15 protein-coding genes are annotated in these 19,325 nt (G+C 44.4%); 3 read left to right on the forward strand and 12 right to left on the reverse strand.

Annotation, left to right across the window (positions count from 1 at the left end; all coding sequences use genetic code 11):
* Positions 1-16: 16 nt before the first annotated feature.
* From rbsK to L0P89_RS01060, 6 genes are all read right to left on the reverse strand, one after another.
* Complete coding sequence (gene rbsK / locus L0P89_RS01035; RefSeq protein ID WP_235266549.1) at positions 17-928, reverse strand: ribokinase; 912 nt, start codon at positions 926-928, stop codon at positions 17-19.
* A gap of 81 nt (positions 929-1,009) precedes the next feature.
* On the reverse strand, positions 1,010-1,756 hold the full coding sequence (locus L0P89_RS01040; RefSeq protein WP_235266550.1) for a glutamine amidotransferase: 747 nt from the start codon (positions 1,754-1,756) through the stop codon (positions 1,010-1,012).
* 196 nt (positions 1,757-1,952) lie between these two features.
* Entirely contained in the window at positions 1,953-2,210 is a 258-nt protein-coding gene (locus tag L0P89_RS01045) for a RagB/SusD family nutrient uptake outer membrane protein (protein ID WP_235266551.1), read from the reverse strand.
* A gap of 166 nt (positions 2,211-2,376) precedes the next feature.
* Positions 2,377-3,396, reverse strand: a complete 1,020-nt coding sequence (locus tag L0P89_RS01050; RefSeq protein WP_235266552.1) for a hypothetical protein — start codon at positions 3,394-3,396, stop codon at positions 2,377-2,379.
* A gap of 362 nt (positions 3,397-3,758) precedes the next feature.
* Positions 3,759-5,132 carry a RagB/SusD family nutrient uptake outer membrane protein gene (locus tag L0P89_RS01055; protein WP_235266553.1) on the reverse strand — a complete coding sequence of 458 codons (1,374 nt, stop codon included), beginning with the start codon at positions 5,130-5,132 and terminating at the stop codon, positions 3,759-3,761.
* 11 nt (positions 5,133-5,143) lie between these two features.
* Positions 5,144-8,335: a SusC/RagA family TonB-linked outer membrane protein gene (locus L0P89_RS01060; RefSeq protein ID WP_235266554.1), complete on the reverse strand. Its 3,192-nt coding sequence runs from the start codon at positions 8,333-8,335 to the stop codon at positions 5,144-5,146.
* A gap of 213 nt (positions 8,336-8,548) precedes the next feature.
* Here L0P89_RS01060 and L0P89_RS01065 point away from each other — a divergent pair, with 213 nt between their 5' ends.
* On the forward strand, positions 8,549-9,598 hold the full coding sequence (locus L0P89_RS01065; RefSeq protein WP_235266555.1) for a LacI family DNA-binding transcriptional regulator: 1,050 nt from the start codon (positions 8,549-8,551) through the stop codon (positions 9,596-9,598).
* 41 nt (positions 9,599-9,639) lie between these two features.
* On the opposite strand, the gene L0P89_RS01070 is transcribed toward L0P89_RS01065, so the two are convergent.
* Together L0P89_RS01070 and galK are read right to left on the reverse strand one after the other, a co-directional pair.
* Positions 9,640-10,767, reverse strand: a complete 1,128-nt coding sequence (locus L0P89_RS01070) for a UDP-glucose--hexose-1-phosphate uridylyltransferase (protein WP_409557557.1) — start codon at positions 10,765-10,767, stop codon at positions 9,640-9,642.
* Positions 10,768-10,769: 2 nt separating this feature from the next.
* Positions 10,770-11,936, reverse strand: a complete 1,167-nt coding sequence (gene galK / locus L0P89_RS01075; protein WP_235266557.1) for a galactokinase — start codon at positions 11,934-11,936, stop codon at positions 10,770-10,772.
* A gap of 119 nt (positions 11,937-12,055) precedes the next feature.
* Here galK and L0P89_RS01080 point away from each other — a divergent pair, with 119 nt between their 5' ends.
* Both L0P89_RS01080 and L0P89_RS01085 read left to right on the forward strand, forming a co-directional pair.
* Positions 12,056-12,715, forward strand: coding sequence for an NrtR DNA-binding winged helix domain-containing protein (locus L0P89_RS01080; RefSeq protein WP_235266558.1), 660 nt, complete (start codon positions 12,056-12,058; stop codon positions 12,713-12,715).
* Positions 12,715-13,170: a YybH family protein gene (locus L0P89_RS01085; protein ID WP_235266559.1), complete on the forward strand. Its 456-nt coding sequence runs from the start codon at positions 12,715-12,717 to the stop codon at positions 13,168-13,170. The genes L0P89_RS01080 and L0P89_RS01085 overlap by 1 nt, the downstream gene beginning before the upstream one ends.
* A gap of 38 nt (positions 13,171-13,208) precedes the next feature.
* Here the strand turns inward: L0P89_RS01085 and L0P89_RS01090 are convergent, their stop codons facing one another.
* From L0P89_RS01090 to L0P89_RS01105, 4 genes are all read right to left on the reverse strand, one after another.
* Complete coding sequence (locus tag L0P89_RS01090) at positions 13,209-14,951, reverse strand: DUF885 family protein (RefSeq protein WP_235266560.1); 1,743 nt, start codon at positions 14,949-14,951, stop codon at positions 13,209-13,211.
* Positions 14,952-14,955: 4 nt separating this feature from the next.
* Positions 14,956-16,539, reverse strand: coding sequence for an aldehyde dehydrogenase (NADP(+)) (locus L0P89_RS01095; protein WP_235267971.1), 1,584 nt, complete (start codon positions 16,537-16,539; stop codon positions 14,956-14,958).
* A gap of 130 nt (positions 16,540-16,669) precedes the next feature.
* Complete coding sequence (locus L0P89_RS01100; protein ID WP_235266561.1) at positions 16,670-17,599, reverse strand: dihydrodipicolinate synthase family protein; 930 nt, start codon at positions 17,597-17,599, stop codon at positions 16,670-16,672.
* A 90-nt stretch (positions 17,600-17,689) separates the two neighbouring features.
* Positions 17,690-19,318, reverse strand: coding sequence for an arylsulfatase (locus L0P89_RS01105; protein WP_235266562.1), 1,629 nt, complete (start codon positions 19,316-19,318; stop codon positions 17,690-17,692).
* Between the last annotated feature and the right edge of the window lie 7 nt (positions 19,319-19,325).

Genomic DNA, 19,325 nt, shown 5'->3' on the forward strand with positions numbered 1-19,325 from the left:
GTGCTTTCGAAATGATTCATATTGGCCCTACCTCGATTTCCCCCAATCTGGGAATAGACGCCTGGGCCCCTAGACGGGTAACTGAAATTGCCGCGGCACAATTTGCAAAATGAACCGCTTCTTTGACCTTTTTGCCTGCCGCTATTGCCACTGCCAATGCCCCATTGAAGGTATCTCCAGCGGCCGTGGTATCCAACGCCTCAACTTTTTTGCCAGAAACCAATCCGGTATGTTCTTCACTCGAAATAAACGCACCATGATCGCCCATGGTTATTATGACGACTTCTACCCCACATTCCCGCAACAAATTTGAAGCGGCCCTTGCCGACCCTTCGTCCACTATCTTGATACCCGTAAGAATTTCAGTCTCAGTTTCGTTTGGGGTGATCATATATAGTCCCTCAAGCACTTTTTTTGATAGTTTTTGTGCCGGTGCAGGATTCAAAATCACTTTTCTTTGATGTCTCTTGGCCAATGCTATGGCGTATTCAACCGTTTTCAGCGGAATTTCCAATTGTATCAAAATAATATCTGCACCTATTACCTCTTCAAGCGCTTTGTCTATATGCTTTTTTGCCAAACTCTCATTGGCCCCGGGGGCCACAACAATAGAATTTTCACCCTTTTCATTCAGGGTTATCATGGCAACTCCCGATACCGTATTGGCCTCACTGAACACATAGTCAGTATTGATGCCCTCTTCCTCAAAATGTTGAACAGCGCGTTTGCCCATATCATCATCGCCTACCTTTGTAATGAAATTCACGGTTCCTCCCATTCTAGAGGCTGCAACCGCCTGATTTGCCCCTTTGCCGCCAAGGCTGATGAAAAACTTTCCTCCCAACACCGTCTCGCCAGGTCTTGGAATATGCCCGGCCTTTACCACCATATCGGTATTTGTACTGCCTATGACCGTGATTTTTGTCATTTCAAGCGTTCTTATACATTTAAAGATATTGTATGGTTCTTGATTGCCCTTTCCCCAAACTATTTTTATAGTGAGTTTAATTTAATCCTTTGAGGTCAACCAGCCTATTAATTTGTTCCATAAGTTTGGATATTCTACCCAATCAACAAATTCCCTAGGAGCCCAATGGGGAGCCAAATCTGATGTAAATGCGGCAGACTTTCCTTTTTTGTACGCCCCGATCACCAATAGGGGATCTTCACCGACAATTGCCAACGTCTCGGTATTTTCTTTTGCGATTACCTTGTTGTAGCCCAAAAGGTTGGGCCAATGTTTGGGCAAATCTTTGGTTATGTCATGGTCACCCACTTTTTCAGGAACGATGCCTTGTGGCAGTTCTACCCGATCATCATTTGGCAACATCTTCACCGGAAGGCAATCTCTTAACGGCGATTCACCATACCGTGTCTTGGCATCAATACCGGTAAAGGACATATATCCGCCGACCATCAATAAACTACCCCCCTCACCTACATATTTTTTTATGGCTTCCAATTTGTTGGGCACTACAATTGATTCAGCAAATGTTCGCCTGCCCAACAAAAAACTGTTCGCCCCCACGTCGCTTATGATGACCACATCATACTTTTTGTACCCGGCCACCGTATCTGGAACTTCAGTTTCAATTTTGTGTGCGGGAACATAATCGACCTCCATTCCCATCTCGGTAATCTTACGGATGAAATCCGTCCCACCCTCAACATATTCAGAAGTGTGGAAGGTATCAAATCCCTTTTGGTGTACGGAGTAGGTAAACCAAGATTCACCAATAAACAATACTTTAGGCATAGTAGCTATTATTTGAAAAAATTAAAAGAATATATTTTGCACAAACGTTTGTTCAAAGATATGGTTTTTTTGCTATTACGCAAGCTTGAAGCTTTCATTTTGTGGCCTTGCAGCCCAAAAAGAGGAACAAAAAAAGCGGCAGAAAATTCTGCCGCCCTAACTAAATGCAACTAACTCAAATATTTAGTTATGAAAATCAATAACCTGGGTTCTGTGGAAACTGTGATTCGTCATTGTACACATTTATTTCATTCAGTAGAATAGGATAAAGCAACTGATAGGCCTGCGCGGTCACCCCTACTTCAGCAAGGGCCTCAATGGCCCTATTCTGTCTCAACAAATCAAACCAACGGTGCAACTCTAGGGGCAGTTCCATTACACGTTCCCGAGATATGCCGCTCTTCGAAATCCAATAAAAACCCCCCAGAGGGTTCTTATGTAAATATGGCATCATCAGGGAAGTATCTTTTTCATTCCCTCAAATCACGTTTTCTTTTTGAGTGGTGGGTATATTTTAGATAATAGGCAAATTTCCTTTACTAATTCGTACCTAGAGTAATTAGTATAGATTAAAATTTCTTTTAAAAATCTCTTTCGTGTTGTGCCTTCACTATCGCTAATCAGTCTTCGCCCGTAGTAAAAGTAAGAATGGGGCCTGATACAATAGCGTTAGATGAGGCACTATGAATACCCTCAGCCACAACTTCCATATTCCTTAAAACCGGCCTTTGATCACTACGCCAATAAAAGAGCCACATGGGAAGACTAATAACTTTACCTCTATGCACAAAAGTCTCGATGAGAGTTATTTCCTTGGTATAATAATAAATATCAAAATCATCTTCAATTGTTTGGGGCCTTATGATAATCTTTGAGTCGGGACCAATTGTAATGTCTTCTGTAAAAACCAAATACATTGTCTCGTAGAGCCTAACATTCGTAGCTCCTTCCTCGGGTATGGAGTAAAACAAGCCAAACGAGTCATCCGCCAAAAGTTCAACGTTCTTCAGAAAAAGGACCTTTTTGGATTTTTCATTGAGCCTAATGGTTATGGTATTCTCCCCTTCCTGAAGCAATATCGGCGACAAAGCGAATTGAACTTTTCCTGGATTTCCCCAAGCGCTGCCATATACAGCCTGTCCATTCTTCACCTCTTGATCGTTTACTAAGATGTCCACCAAGGTTTTCTCTCCCCATCCTGCCCATGTGACCTGAAAAACAAAACGCTTATTCAAATCTTCATTGGTAAGGTTAACTGGAATGTTTATGGTTCCTTTCAGCCTATTCAATATCCAGGAGCCATACCTGAAAATATCGTGTGAACTTTGGGGCTTTCCCATAGAACCAGTGTGGTTCCACTTCACAAGTTTCCTGCCCCGAATCTTTGGAGCCACTCGACCTACCAGCAAATAGTTTTCAGACGTCACAGCTGCTTCATCAGCGTTAAAATATTCTTTCATCGATTTGGGCTTTTCAAGCCCCTCTGACAAGGTGACAAAAGAATTGAGGTCGATATCATTTATCGACATCAATTCTTTTGTGTCTTCGAAATCGGACAGCCCTAGCATGTTTTCATCATCTTTTTCACAAGAAATTAGTAGTACAGCCAAGAAAGGGAAAATCAAATATTGTTTTTTCATGTTATGTTCAGATTTTTGTTTTCTTTTTTGAAAGGATTTGGCATATCAAGCAATTTTTGAGAAATCAACTAACAGGCTGTAATACTCCTCTACATATTTCTCGCCTGTATGCCACCGCTAATATTCTTAAGTAATTATTGTTATTCACATAAATCGGCATTGATAGTCCTCTATGAAAATTAGCCGTCTGTATTTATAATAGAACAAACGTTTGTGCAAAATTATTAGTAATTATAGATTTTTCCAAGTTTTTCTTTATTTAATCGTATAGCCGAAAACCAAAAGTTATTAAATAAAAAAGCGGCAGAAAATTCTGCCGCCCTAACTAAATGCAACTAACTCAAATAATTTAGTCATCAAAATCAATAGCCTGGGTTCTGTGGAAACTGTGATTCGTCATTGTACACATTTATTTCATTCAGTGGAATAGGATAAAGCAACTGATAGGTCTGTGCGGTCACCCCTACTTCGGCAAGGGCCTCAATGGCCCTATTCTGTCTTAACAAATCGAACCATCGCTGTAGCTCAAGTGGAAGTTCTAGCCTTCTCTCGAGGTACACGGCATCACGAAAGCTTTGCTGGTCGGGAAGATCTGTACTTGACAAAACATTGATCCCGGCCCTGCTTCTGATACTGTTCAAAAGGTCAAAAGCCGTTGCATCCGCTTCATATCCAACTTCGTTCAAGGCTTCTGCAAGCATTAAAACAACATCTGCATATCGCATCAACGGAAAGTCCCTTCCCAATGGCGGATCTCCGTCCTCAGCTTGTTTCGCCGGATAGGTTCCATTGGCGTTCATGACCGGATCCAACAACGGTAACCTCGCATCGGCTGCATCGTAAAAAGGAAGTAGTGCTGAATAATCAGGTTGTCCAAATCCCTGGTGGCCTACATCATCTAGGTTGGAAAATCGAATGGAAAAGATAATCTCATCGTTCAGTTCATTGTCTATGGCAAACACATCGCCCACATTTTCCAATAGCGTGAAATCACCACTTTGCACAATCGCGTTAAGTACAGTGGAGGCTTCTGCCCATTTCTGTTGGGTCAAATAAACCTTTCCTAAGAGCGCCCTCGCCGCGTTAGATGTGGCCCTACCTTCTTGACCACTAAATGTAGCGGGTAGGTTTTGTACAGCAAACTCTAGATCATTTTCAATTTCAATATAGATATCGGCCACTGTATTTCTGGTAAGTTCAGCGGCTTCTTGGGGAGTGATTTCCTCTAAGATCAATGGCACATCGCCCCATAACCTTATCGCATTGAAATAGGCCAGCGCCCTCAAGAACCTTGCCTCTCCGATATATTGATTTTTCAAATCACCATCGAATTCAGCGTTCTCGATCCTGGTAATGATGATATTGGCATCGAATATTGATTTGAATGTGCTGTTCCAAGCCCCTTCTATTATTCCACTCAGCGTATTATCGACAAAAGTGTCGACCTCAAGAACCTGAAATCCGACTCCTGAAACATCACCATTTGCGACATCGTCGGCCCTTACCTCCATCATCGTATAAAAGCTGCCCCCAAAACGGGTATCGTTGCTACCATACTGGTCAGGACTCTGCAAATTAGCGTACGCACCAATTATAGCTGCTTCAAAATCTTCAGGGGTCTGAAAAAAGTTCTCCACATTTCCCTGTGAAATGGGTGCAAGCTCAATAAAGTCTTCATTGCAAGAAACCATGAGGACCATCATCGTTAGCATCAAATATGTTCGTATACTTTTCATGACAATTTAATTTAAAAGTTAAGGTTGAGGCCCAACGAAATAGTCCTTGATAACGGATACGTTCCGATATCCTCCCCTTGGGCGAGTTGGTTGGTCGGATTACTGTTTACCTCAGGATTATATCCTGTATAATCAGTGAAAAGAAATGGATTCTGGGCCGCAAGAAATATACGTGCATGGTCAAGCCCAAGATTGTCCATCAACGTTTTGGGCACGGTATAGCCAAGGGTAATGTTTTGAATTCTTAGGTAAGAACCATCTTCTAGATAGTATGTGGAAACTTCCCTATTGTTTCCGGTCGTTCTCAGATTGGCCCTTGGCACACGCCCATTTCCAGGGTCTTCTGGTGACCTCCATCGATTTTTGAGGTCTGCGACCCCATTGATACCGCCTTGGGGTATCGCCGTATAAAAACGGATGGTGTTCAATACTTCATTGCCTTCAACCCCTTGCAACGCTATGCTCAAATCAACGTTTTTATACTTGAACGATGTGGAAAAGCCATAGGTGAAGTCTGGCTGGTAGTCTCCGATGACCTGTCTATCATCATCATTGATACGACCATCTCCGTTGACATCTTCAAACCTAAAGTCACCGGGCCGGGAAGTACCGCTATCGGTAGACAAGTGTTGGTTGATTTCATCTTCAGTATTGTATATGCCTTCTACCTTAAGTCCGTAATACGACCCTATCGGCCTACCGATTTCTGTAATGAAGGCAAGGCCCCTTCCACCATTTGCAAAAATGGGATCCCCTTCAGGCCCGAGTTCCAATACTTCATTCTTATTGGTCGAAAAGTTGAAAGAAGATTGCCATTCAAAGTCTCCGAAATCTTTCTGGAGCCCCAACGTAAATTCAAAGCCCTTGTTTTCTACCCTGCCAATGTTCTGCAACTGGTTGGTAAACCCAGAGACACTGGGCACATTTACATTTAACAAAAGGTCTGATGTCTCGCTTCGATAATAGTCGGCTTCCAATGTGACAAAATTGTTGAAGAGACTTGCATTTAAACCAATGTCAAATGTCTCCGTACGCTCCCAACTCAAATCGTTGTTAGCCGATGTAGTCTGGCTCAACCCGCCAACTATATTATTATTGCCGGTGACGTAACTTGCTTGATCCAAAAGCCCTATGGAGCCATAGTTGGGAATTTGGAAGTTACCCGTCACACCGTAACTCGCCCTTAATTTCAGTTCGTTAATGGTCTTGTTTTCCCTTAAAAAGTTCTCTTGTGAAAGTCTCCACCCGAGTGAGGCCGATGGAAAGGTTCCCCATTTATTGCCGCTTCCAAATCTAGACGAACCATCACTTCGAACGGTAACCGTTGCAAAATATTTATTGTCATAGGCGTATTGGGCCCTGAACAAAACTGAAAGCAACGACCATTCTTCCTCAAAGGTTTCAGAAGCCGTGATGCTGGCCGCACTAATAGTGGGCACCAAATCATTGGCAAAGCCCCTTCCTTCAGAATTTGTCAACTTGATACTTTCCATTTGCGCCGTATAACCTCCCAATAGGTTAAGGCTATGTTTGCCAAAAAGATTATTGTACGTCAAGGTGTTTTCAATAAGCCAGTTTGTCGAGCTTGTCGATACCGAAACGGCATCGGGGCTGAACCGTAAAAAGAATGGGGTGGCTTCTAAGGCCAAGGGGCGATAAAAATCCCTCCTGCTCTCATTTGATTCCGCCCCCGCGGTGATCCTGTAGGTAAGGTTGGGCAAGAATTCGAAATCAAGAAAACCATTCCCCAAAATTCTAGTGGTGACTTGTTCATCACTGATCTGATCGGCAATTGCCACTGGGTTCCCCACAAATTCTGACGAAACGTTTCTACTTAAAAAAGTCCAATCAAGAATTCCAATGTTGAACGTATCATCAGGATTTCTCACAGGAAAGATAGGAGCTTGTGCCAAAGCTGAGGCAACTACCCCTTCGTTAAAGATAAATCCGGCGGTATTGACCAAATCTTGATTGATTCTTGATGGGTTCAAACGAATGCCGTACTTGATCTTTTCCGATAGATTGCCATTAATGTTCAATCTTCCCGAAAAACGTTCAAATTCAGACCCTATCACAATACCTTCTTGTTTGTTGTAATTCAATGATGAAAAATAGCTTGCTTTTGAAGACCCCCCTTGTATGGTCAAGGTATAATTCTGGTTCAGGGCGTTTCTGAAGATCTCATCTTGCCAGTCTGTATCGGTAAGCCCTTCAACACCTTGCAAGTAGGGCTCAAGTTCTTCGGGAATCCTTAATTGGGGCTGCCCATTGGCCAATCGTGTGGCATTGTCATCGGTAATGCTGGCGCCTGGCACCAAATCTAAATAGGCATTGTTCTTGGCATCTGCGTGCAATTCAGCAAATTCATAGGCATTCAGCAAGTCGATTTTGTTTATGACCGAACTAAAACCGGCCCTTGTGGTCAATGACACACTGGGGTCACCCGACTTGCCCCGCTTTGTCGTTATGATCACCACGCCATTAGAACCCCTGGATCCGTATATGGCGGCAGCGGCAGCATCCTTTAAGACCTCGATCGATTCAATATCCTCTTGGTTGATCGAAGCCAGCGGATTTGTGGGTTGTTCCAAAACTCCATTTCGAGAACCACCGATCAAGGTTTGGGTATTCGTCTCGTCTGAGAGCGGCACACCGTCAACCACAAAGAGTGGATTGTTGCCAGCCGTTATGGAGGAAGCCCCCCTTACCCTTATATTTAAGTTTCCGCCGGGTTCACCCGTGGTCTGTCTTACGAGCACCCCTGCCAACTTACCGGCTATGGCCTCAGTAAAATTGGTCGTTGTCTCGTTTTGAATGGCCTCGGCCTTCAAGGACGCCACTGAAGTCGTGACATCTGATTTTCGCTGGGTACCGTACCCCACGACCACCACTTCATCCAGCTTCGAGGCGTCTTGGCTCAATCGAACATAAAGATCGGTTTGATTTCCAACGACGATCTCTTCGGTGGTATAGCCAATATACGTAATCGTCAAAACAGCTTCTGGCCCCGATATCCTAATCTCAAAATTGCCATCAAAATCGGTAGTCGTACCATTTGCGGTACCTTTTTCAACAATGGAAGCACCAGGCAATGGGACATCATTTTTATCGACGACCACACCTCTTACGCCAATGGTCTGAGCATTGACCAAATAAGCAAAAACCATTAAAAGGTAGGTTAAACCTAGAGTCTTGTCTTTCATTTCATAAAGTTTAAAATTTAATTTTAGAACAAACGTTTGCGCAAAAAAGTTTAAAAAAATCGCTTGATTCTTTGGTCAAACGTTTGTGCAAATTAGTTTAAATTTTGTACTTTCCAAAAAAAATTGCGGTTTAACTTTATTTTTTTCCCGTTTTAAATCAAAAAAAGTATAGATAAAAGCTAATATCTTTTTCATTAACCCCCATTACATTCAATGAGTAAAAAAGCTTCCACCATTCAATCGATCGCAGATGAACTGGGCGTCTCAGTTTCAACAGTTTCCAGGGTTCTCAACGGGGTCGGCAAAAAATATCGAATCAGTGAAAAAACCATTGATGCGGTACATGAAATGGCCATTAAACTAAATTATGTGCCCAATAACATTGCCAAAAGCCTTCGGCTTAAAAAGTCGTCGACCATTGGCCTTGTCATACCCGATATATCGAACCCATGGTTTGCAAAAATTGCCTCTAAAATCGAAAAAGAGACCCGAAACAAAGGCTACAACATTTTTTTGTGCAATAGTGATGATGATATTGAAATTGAAAAACGATCTCTCTCATTGCTCCAGAACTGGATGGTCGATGGTATCATTATCGTACCGATCGGTCTAGAACATGAACATATTCTAAAAGTATCAAAGGAAGGGACCCCAGTGGTGGTCATCGACCGTTTTTTTGAGAATGTAGATTTGCCCTATGTTTCCACAAATGACTTTGAGGGTGCCTATAAAGCTACCGAGCATCTAATCAAAAATGGCCATAGACGGATTGCCTGCCTACAAGGTATCATCGGCACCTCATCAAACAACCAAAGGGTCGGCGGCTATATCAAGGCCCTATCTGACCACGGCATTGCATTGGATGAGAATTTGATCATGGGCTCAGATTTTGGTTTTGATAATGGCTATACCCACGCCAAGCATATCATCAAGGACATTTCAAAAAATAAGATTACCGCAATCTTTTCTACAGGTAATCAAATTACCCTTGGCGTGCTCAAGGCATTCAAAGAAAAAAAAGTGAAAATACCAGGGCAAATATCCCTTGTTTCCTATGATGAAGAAGCCTATTCAGAACTTTTGTACACCCCTTTGTCAACAATCTCGCACTTAGAGGATGAAGATTTGGGCATTTTGGCGCTAAAACTCCTTTTTGATGAAATTAGCATTATATCATCGGCCGATACTCCAAAGGGAATATTGTTGCCTACCCAATTGATCAAAAGGGAATCTGTATTGAACATTTCAAAAAAAGTTCAATAAAAGACAAACAGATCTTGAAAGCGGTTCTACCTACTACAGTATTATTGTTTGGTTATAGTTGAGTTTACCGTTTCATCTGTTAAGGTTTCTGACACTTTTATTTCATCCGCATTCACAATCTCGGTAACCGTTAATCTGTCTAAACTGAAATGAACATTTGACGCATCTCTCAGGGCTTGGGCAGCATATTCAGCCGTGATATCGCGCTGCGGGTCTGCGAACATCTCATAGCCCACCATGAACTTTTTCACCGTCGCAGAGCGTAGAAGCGGAGGATAGAATGACATGTGAAAGTGCCATTCTTCATGTTCACTACCATCTGTCGGGGCTTGATGTATGCCCGAGGAATAGGGAAAGGAGGTCAGGAACAGATTGTCATATCTTGTCGTGATCTCTTTTATTATCTTGGCAAAATTCTTTTTTTCATCAGTTGACAGTTGACCGATGTTTTGATAGTGTTTTTTGGGGATTATCATTACCTCATAAGGCCATATCGCCCAAAAGGGCACCAAAGCCAAAAAATCTTTGTTTTCTACAACGATCCGCTCCTTTTTGTCCAATTCCTGTAACAGATAATCTTGAAGCAAGCTTCCGCCGGTTTTGTCCCAATATGATTTTTGTTGCCTCGTTTTTTTTTCTGCTTCACGCGGTATCGAAGACTGGGCCCATATCTGCCCATGCGGATGCGGGTTGCTGCATCCCATCATACCTCCCTTGTTCTCAAATATCTGTACATGGTTGATGTCTTCAATGGCCCCAAGGCCCAGGTACTCTTTTTGCCAAAGATCGATCACTTTTTCAATGGCCATGACATCCATCAAAGGCAGCGTCAGCGAATGGTCTGACGAGAAACAGATTACCTTGCAAATGCCCTTTTCACTTTTTGCCCTGAGCAGACCATCATTATATTCGGCCTTTTTGGTATCTGACAAGAGTGCCGAGAAATCATTGATGAAACTATAGGTCGATTCATAATTGGGATTCTTGACCCCGCTGGCCCGAACATTGTTGGGGCAGAGGTAACAGTGCTCGTCGTATTTCGTTCTGTCTAGTTGAGGTCGTTTTTCTTGTTTTCCCTGCCAAGGTCGTTTGGTTCGGTGTGGTGAGACCAATACCCACTCACCCGTCAGTATGTTATAACGTCTATGTGGAACGGTATTGATGTTCATTTTCAAAATTTCTTGAGAATATGGGTTCCATTGCTAAGCGAGGTCTGAAATGCAGAAAGTTCTATACCAAATCGTTCTTGGTAGGCCTTGGTCGCTTTTTCAACAAACGAGGCCATGCCATCTCCCTGTACAATGTTTAGGGTACAACCTCCAAAACCACCGCCTATCATACGCGCACCCAATACGCCCTCGTGCTCTTTGGCCAAGGCTACCAGAAAATCAAGCTCGACACAACTTACTTCATAATCTTCGCTCAACCCCCTATGGGTCTCAAACATCAATCGCCCCACTTCTTTCAGGTCATTTTTTTTCAAAGCATTTACCGCTTTGAGCACCCTTTCATTTTCTGAGACCACATAAGAGCACCTATTGTAAAGCAAAGGCCCCATTTCTTGCTTGCAATGCTCGAGCATCTCACTTGTCACGTGCCGAAGCGAGCTTTCTACTTGAAAGTGTTTTTGAACGATGGCAAGCCCTTCTTCACATTGCCTGCGTCTTGTGTTGTATTCGCCTGTGGCCAAATTGTGCGAAACATTGGTATTGAGCAGCAATAGCTTATAGGGTTCAATGTTCATCGATATATAATCAAAATCCAAGGTCTTGCAATCCAACAACATCACATGATCTTTTTTGCCCATTACCGAAGCAAACTGGTCCATAATGCCACATTTTGTGCCAACGAAATTATGCTCGGCCCGTTGTGAAAGTTTAATGATATCCCACTTTTCGAGCCCCAATTGAAAAAGCTCGTTGAGGCCAAAGGCCAGTCCGCACTCAAGGGCGGCAGATGAACTTATACCAGAACCCACGGGAACAAGGCTTTCTATATGACAGTGGAATCCCTTGACCTTATCGGTTTTCAATTTTATTTCATGAAGCACGCCGAGAATATAATTGTGCCATCCCTCGGTACTTTTCGAAATATGGTCTAAATCGATCACAAGTGTCTCATCATAGTCCATGCTCTGTACCGTACACCTATTTCGGGAACCGTTGCGGGAAAAACTGAAAATTATGGTCTTGTCGATCGCGGCCGGCAGTACATAGCCCTCGTTATAATCAGTGTGCTCGCCGATCAAGTTGATTCGGCCAGGTGAAGCTACTTGTAGATGTAAATCAAAAGAAAATCCTGATTTTTGTGTTTTAGTAATAGTTTTCTTATTCTTCAAGTCTTATTGATTGTTTTTCAAATATAATAAATGTAAATTATACATTTAAAATTATGGTGCCAAATAAAAAACCAACGATTGCCTTCCCGCCCAACGATTTTTATCGTCAAGACCACAAAATGTACGTAGCCACAGACTGTATAGTCTTCGGTTATGATTCAAATGATCTGAAACTACTTCTTTTTCAGCGAAAACTAAGTCCTTTCAAAGGAGAATGGTCGTTGATAGGCACCTTCGTGCACTTAGACGAAAGCATAGCCGTGGCGGCTGAAAGAGTACTTGAGCAGACCACTGGACTGACCGATATCTTCATGGAGCAAACCTTGGCCTACGGTGATGTCAAACGAGATCCGGGCTATAGATGTATTTCGATAGCCAAATATGCGCTTATCAGGCTTGATGAACACGATAAAAAGTCTGTGGAACAATATGGTGCCAAATGGTTTTCACTTGATGACCTGCCCCCAATGATACTCGATCACCAACAAATGATAAACGATGCTTTGGACATGCTCAAGGAAAAGGCAAAAAAGCAACCGGTGGGCTTTGAACTGCTACCCAAAAAATTTACACTGCCACAGCTTCAGCGACTCTATGAACTGATCTATCAAAAAGAGATCGACTCAAGAAACTTCAGAAAAAAAGTTTTGTCGCTCAACATTCTCATAAAATTGGAGGAAAAAGACAAATCAAACTCAAAAAAGGGAGCCTTTCTGTATAAGTTCAACAGTAGAAAATACAACCAATATTTTACGAACGGATTTAATTTTGATACCTGATGAAAACACATTCGAAAACGCTGATGATGATGGTGGCTTTGGTACCGATCTGCATTTTGTTGCTGTCGTGCCATGGAAAGACCGGGGAGAAAGATGACCTACAGGCCATAAAGCAGCTTTTAAGCATGCAAGAAGAAGCATGGTCAAACAACGATATTGACCGTTTTATGGAAGCCTATCAGCAATCAGACTCCATCACCTATTTTGGCAGTAGTGGTATACGAAGAGGATATCAGGCAATGCTCAACAGCTATAAGGAAAGATACCCCACCAAGGCCCATACCGGTACGTTGAAATTTACATTGCACGATATTTCAAAAATAAGCGAGGACGCCTATTGGGTGATGGGCGAATATCACTTGACCCGCGATGTCGGCGACACCAACGGCACTTTTATGATCGTATTGAAGCGCATCAACGGTGAGTGGAAAATTGTAGGGGATTCTTCATGTTGACATGGGCCTGTTCACGTACTTGAAAACTTGGCCCCCAACTATTTCTTGTTCGCTTTGATATAATTGTTGACCCGTTCTTCGAGAATGGGCAGTGTGACGGTGCCCTGTTCGAGCAGAATAGTATGAAAGGCCCTGATGTCAAATTCACCCCCCAACGCCAACTCAGACCTTTTACGCAATTCGCGAATCTTCATCTCGCCCATTTTATATGAGATAGCTTGACCCGGCCAAGCGATATAACGGTCAATTTCGGTATTCACCTCATGTACCGACAGGGCGGTATTGCCGAGCATATACTCAACCGCCCTTTGGCGTGTCCATCCCTTTGCATGTATGCCCGTATCGACCACCAAACGGCAGGCCCGCCACATTTCATAGGTCAACTTGCCAAACTCTTCGTAAGGGGTCGTATAGATACCCATTTCACTGCCCAAAAACTCGGTATACAGTGCCCACCCCTCACCATAGGCAGACAAAAAGAGATTTTTTCTGAATTGTGGAATACTGTCTCCCAATTCCCTGTTGAGTGCCCCTTGCAGGTGATGCCCCGGTACGGCCTCGTGAGCGGTCAAAGAGGGCAATACATACAGTGGGCGACTCTTTAGTTTAAATATATTCACCAAATAGTAGCCCGGTTGGTTGTCACCGGTTGGAGGGGAATAGCGACCTCCCGTGTATTTCGGGGCTATGGCATCAGGTACCTTCTTCACGCCATAGGGTCGTCTGGGCAGGGTACTAAAGAATTTTGGAAGCTCCGCATCCAGTTTTTTGGCAATATCACGGGCACGCATCAAAAGCTCTTCTCCCGTCTCGGCATAGAACTGCTCGTCTGTTCTTAAAAACGCCAGAAAGTCATCAAATGAACCTTTGAAATCGACCCTGGCAATAATGTCTTCCATTTCGGTGCGAATACGCGCTACTTCCTTCAAGCCGATTTGATGGATATCTTCGGCCGAATATTCATCGGTTGTCGTATAATAATCAATTCTATTTTGATAAAACTCAGCCCCTCTAGGGGTTTCTGAAACCCCTATGGCCTCGCGCGTGCTGGGAAGATATTCTTCTTCAAAGAAGTGCTTGATCTTCAAAAACGAGGGCACCACGCTTTTTTCTATCGCTCTTTTGGCGGCTTGTAAGATAGAATCTTTCTGACCGCTGGTAAGTACATCAGGCAATCGCTTGAACGGCGCATAGAACTGGCTATCGCGATAATCATTAACAATGTGCTGGTGATAGGTACTCCCGTAGCCCTCAAAAATGATTTTGGGTTGTGAAATTCCCATTTCAACCCCCTTGCGCATCAGCACAAAATGCTCTTCGACAAAACGGGGTATATCATTGAGCAAATTCAAATAAACCACAGCATCTTTGCGGCTCAAAATGGGCTTGATGCGGTAATTCAAGTTCAAATGAAAGCCCTGATCGGCCTGAATGGGGTTCAAGTGCATATTGAATTCATACGCATCAACTTGGTTCTGCAATTTGAATTGTAGCAATTGCCGGGAAATTTGATCCGTCTCAGAAAGTTGCGATGTATCGATATCTGCCAAATACCCCAAGGTTTCCTTGGCAAAAAGAGCTTGTCTCTGCTTTATGCTATCTGCACTGATACCCAATGGATATTCTTTACTATCATATAACGAAAAATCACCGACCGATTGAATGACCTCTGAGAGCCTCGTAGTGGCATCGTGCCCTACCCCTTGCCGGCATGAGTGTAAGGTCAACACCACCAAAATAATAATCTGCATACGGAAAAAAAGTGTCGATGTCAATCGCATGGTTCTAGATTTTTATGATGCTCCATTCACCGTTGATCAATCGATGGATGCCCAGTGGATTTTCATTCTGCAATTCAACCGGCAGCAGTTCATCGGGCCAGTCTTGATAACTTACAGGGCGCACCCATCTTTTTATGGCATCGATGCCCACCGCCGTAAACCGGCTATCGGTTGAAGCCGGATAGGGCCCCCCATGGGTCATCGAAGGGCACACCTCGACCCCTGTGGGCACCCCATTGAAAACCAATCTACCAACCCTGTTTTTGAGGGCCTCCACTACCCCATGATAGTTTTTTGCCTCACCACCCTCAGCGATGACGGTACCTACCAGTTGGCCTTCAAGTTTTGATAGAATCCCTTCCATTTGGGAGGCATCATTGCATTGCACCACCATTGAAAAAGGTCCGAATACTTCATGGTGCAACGTAGGGTTTTCCAAAAAGGCTTTGCCCTCAACGGTAATAATGGCCTGTCGGGCATGGTTCGCCCCTGCCTCGCCATCATAATCGACCACAAGGGTCGATTCTGGTTGCGCCATGGCCTGTGACTTACCGCTCTCATACGCTTCTACAATATTGGGGTGAAGCATGCACGAAGGTTCCATCTTTACAATTGCATTGCCCAATTGTTTGATAAAGTTGGCCAGCGCATCCCCTTTGATGCCAAGTAGAAGACCGGGATTGGTACAAAACTGTCCCGAACCCAATGTAATGGCACCAGCGTAGGCCTCTGCCCACCGATCGGCCTTCTTTCGCATTGCATCAGGAAGTACCACCACCGGATTGATGCTGCCCATCTCGGCAAAAACAGGAATAGGTTCTTCGCGTTTTGCAGCGAGATCGTAAAGGGCCCTGCCCCCACGTGTACTGCCCGTAAAACCTACCCCTTTCACGCCCGTATGCTGCACCAGCCGTTTGCCCACTTCAATGCCCGAGCTGTTCAAATTTGAAAAGACCCCATTTGGCATTCCCGTTTCTTCCACGGCTTTCACAATGGCCGAAGCGACCAATTCGCCCGTACCGGCATGCATCGGATGGGATTTTACCACGACCGGGCATCCGGCGGCGAGTGCAGACGCCGTATCACCACCGGCCGTTGAAAATGCCAAGGGAAAATTGCTTGCCCCAAATACCACTATGGGGCCAATGGGAATGTTCATTTTTCGCAAATCTGGTTTTGGTACCGGGGTTCTGCTTGGTAAGGCCGTATCTATCGCTGCTTCGACCCAACTGCCCCCTTCCACCAAATCGGCGAAACTTCGCAGCTGAAAGATGGTGCGCCCCCTTTCGCCCTCAGCACGCCCTTTAGGCAAACCCGTTTCGAAACAATAGGTCTCGATAAGATCATCGCCCAAGTCAAGAATGTTGTCTGCTATGGCCCTTATAAAAGCGGCCTTTTTTGGCCCGGGCACATTGCGGTACGTCTCAAAGGCCTTTTGGGCCAAGGCCACTGCCCCGTCTATTTCGTCTTCTGAAGCCTCTACAAAAACATGCTGATTTTCAAGATTCAATTTTGGGTTGAACGTTTTGTATGTTTTGCTTCCCTTGGCTGAAAGGTTGTTTCCTACATAGTTTTTTCCAGTAATCATATCCCTCAATTTTTTAATTTCACCTTTGGTCATTTTTTATCTTTCCCCAATCAGTGAAACAACACCAATGTCTGGGCTTTTAGCAAAGGCAGCAAGCGTGTTTTACATCATTGTTCAGGTTAGCTTCCATTTACGCATGGGGCTTTACCAGCGCTTTATAATTGGGCAGTTCAGGTCTTGACCTCAGTCCCTTTTCTATAACCTCCAGTACCCTTTTCCGTTCTGCCCCTTCCAGTTTTAACCGTGGGGGTCTGACATTCTCGGTACCTATGCCCGTAGCGACCTCTGCCAGCTTAATGTTTTGCACCAATTGTGGACTTATATCAAGTTCAAGTAGAGGAAGGAACCATCGATAGATTTCCGTGGCCTCTTTCACCTTTCCTACTTTCGCCAGCTCATAAATGGCCACGGTCTCTGCCGGAAAGGCGCATACCAAGCCCGCAACCCAGCCGTCGGCCCCAAGCAGTAGGCTCTCTAACGCCAAAGGGTCGACCCCGGTCAAGATTTTAAGGCGGTCACCAAATTTGTTTCGCAACCTGCCTATATTGATGACATCGCGTGTCGACTCTTTGACCGCACCGATGTTCTTCATTTCTAAAAGCTCTTCGAACATATCGGGCGTGACCTCGATCTTATAATCGACCGGATTGTTGTAGATCATTATCGGCAGATTTGTGTTCTTCGCTATTTCCTTGAAATAGACAATCGTTTCCCTATCTGTGGCCCTGTATCGCATCGGTGGTAAGACCATCAAACCATCAGCTCCGCTTTTTTCAGCACTTTGAACCGCTTTTATCGCCAGTTTGGTAGCTTGTTCGGCAATGGTCATTATCACCGGTATTCGGCCCGATACAATGGCAGCGGTCTCTTTGATCAGTCGTTCTTTTTCGTCTTCCATAAGGGTACTGGCCTCTCCAAGAGATCCCCCCAAAACAATTCCGTGAACACCTGCATCTAGCTGTGCCTTGATGTTCTTTTGAAACATTTTTACATCTAGTTTGTCGTCTTCGGTGAACTTGGTGGTTACCGCGGGCATCACGCCTTTCCATTGAAATTTCATAGTTAATGGTTTACATTATTTGCTTTAATATGTAGGTATGATGAAACAATTCAAACATCCATTTTGTTTTTGCGCTCTTGCAACAAAGCCTTATTCTTTTTTTAACGGTACTTCACGTACTCCTGTCTTTTCTGCCCAGGCAAAATAGGCCTTTTGCAATTCTTCGACCGACTCAGGTCGCTCATCGACCAAATTGTTCAGCTCAGTGGGATCTTCCCCAAGATGGTAGAGCTCCCAAGGTTGGGCGTTGACCGCGACCAATTTCCAGTCTCCCTTTCTTACCGCTCTATGTCCCAAATGCTCCCAGAAAATATACTGATGGCCTTCACGTTGATCATTCTCCAGCAGGGGCAGCAATGATTTTCCTTCTAGGGAGGTGATTTGGTTACCGTTGTACTGTTGGGGGTAGTCGGCCTCGGCCACTTCTACCAGGGTGGCCATAATATCGACTATATGCCCTGTATCGGTATTGATACCGCCCCCTGTCTGTATCTTCTTTGGCCAGTGGGCTATCAAAGGCGTGGCCGTACCCCCTTCGTGCGTATATCGTTTATAACGCCTAAAGGGAACATTGCTCACATTGGCCCATGCTTGCCCTTGGCTTACCGACCAACCGCTTTCTTCTTTCCATACCTCGTAATTGTGCCTCTTATATTTATCCCAATTCATGCCGAACATATCGGTCTCTGCAGAACAGCCATTGTCTGACAAGAACAAGATCAATGTGTTCTCGTATTCACCGATTTGCTTTAGGTGGGCCACCAGACGACCAATGTTCTGGTCCATCCGGTCAATTTGGGCGGCATAGATGGCCCGTCTGAAATCTAGGTTCTCCCTGTCTTCGATCGACAGTGAATCCCATTTGACATTATCGGGTGGTGACAGTATGGTATGTGGCGGAACAATGCCCATTTCTTTCATTCGCCTATGCTTTTCTTCACGAAGCTTATCCCATCCCTCCATATATCTTCCCTGATACTTGGCAATATCATCATCGGGTGCTTCGAGCGGAAAATGGGGCGCATTGTACGCCATATAGAGAAAGAACGGTCGGTCACCATCTTGTGCTTCGGCCACTTCTTGGTTCAAGAAGTGTATGCCGTAATCTGTGAACACATCGGTAGTGTACCAATCTTGTTCAGGATGTAAATCGTTCTTGGGATCATCGGTTGCGGGTATGTGCAGTTTTCCGTCTAAATACACATCGCAGTTTTTCAATACCTTCCAGTAGCTGTCTACATGGATGTTGATGCCATAAAATCGGTCAAAACCACGACCTGTCGGCCATTGCTGGGATTCTTTGTGCCCTACATGCCACTTGCCCGACATCATGGTCTTATACCCCGCTTCTTTCAACACTTCGGCCAAGGTCACAGAGGTTCTGTTCAAAAATCCTTGATAAGCGCCCCCATAATCGCCATAGACCATTCGACCTACCCCAGCCTGGTGTGGATAGACACCCGTCAACAAACTTGCCCGGGTCGGGCAACATCTGGCGGCATTGTAGAAATTGGTGAACCGTATGCCTCCATAGGCCAGACTATCTATATTAGGGGTGCTGATTTCGCCCCCATAGCTTCCCAGGTCTGAATAGCCCATATCATCGGCCAGTATCAATACTATGTTTGGCCGCCCAACAAATGCCTCGTCCGATTCTTTGTTTGACGTCTTGCAAGACAGCAACAAAATTAAAACCGCAAAAAAACAAGCTCTTCCCATGAATATT

The sequence above is a fragment of the Muricauda sp. SCSIO 65647 genome, assembly GCF_021534965.1.
Taxonomy (GTDB): domain Bacteria; phylum Bacteroidota; class Bacteroidia; order Flavobacteriales; family Flavobacteriaceae; genus Flagellimonas_A.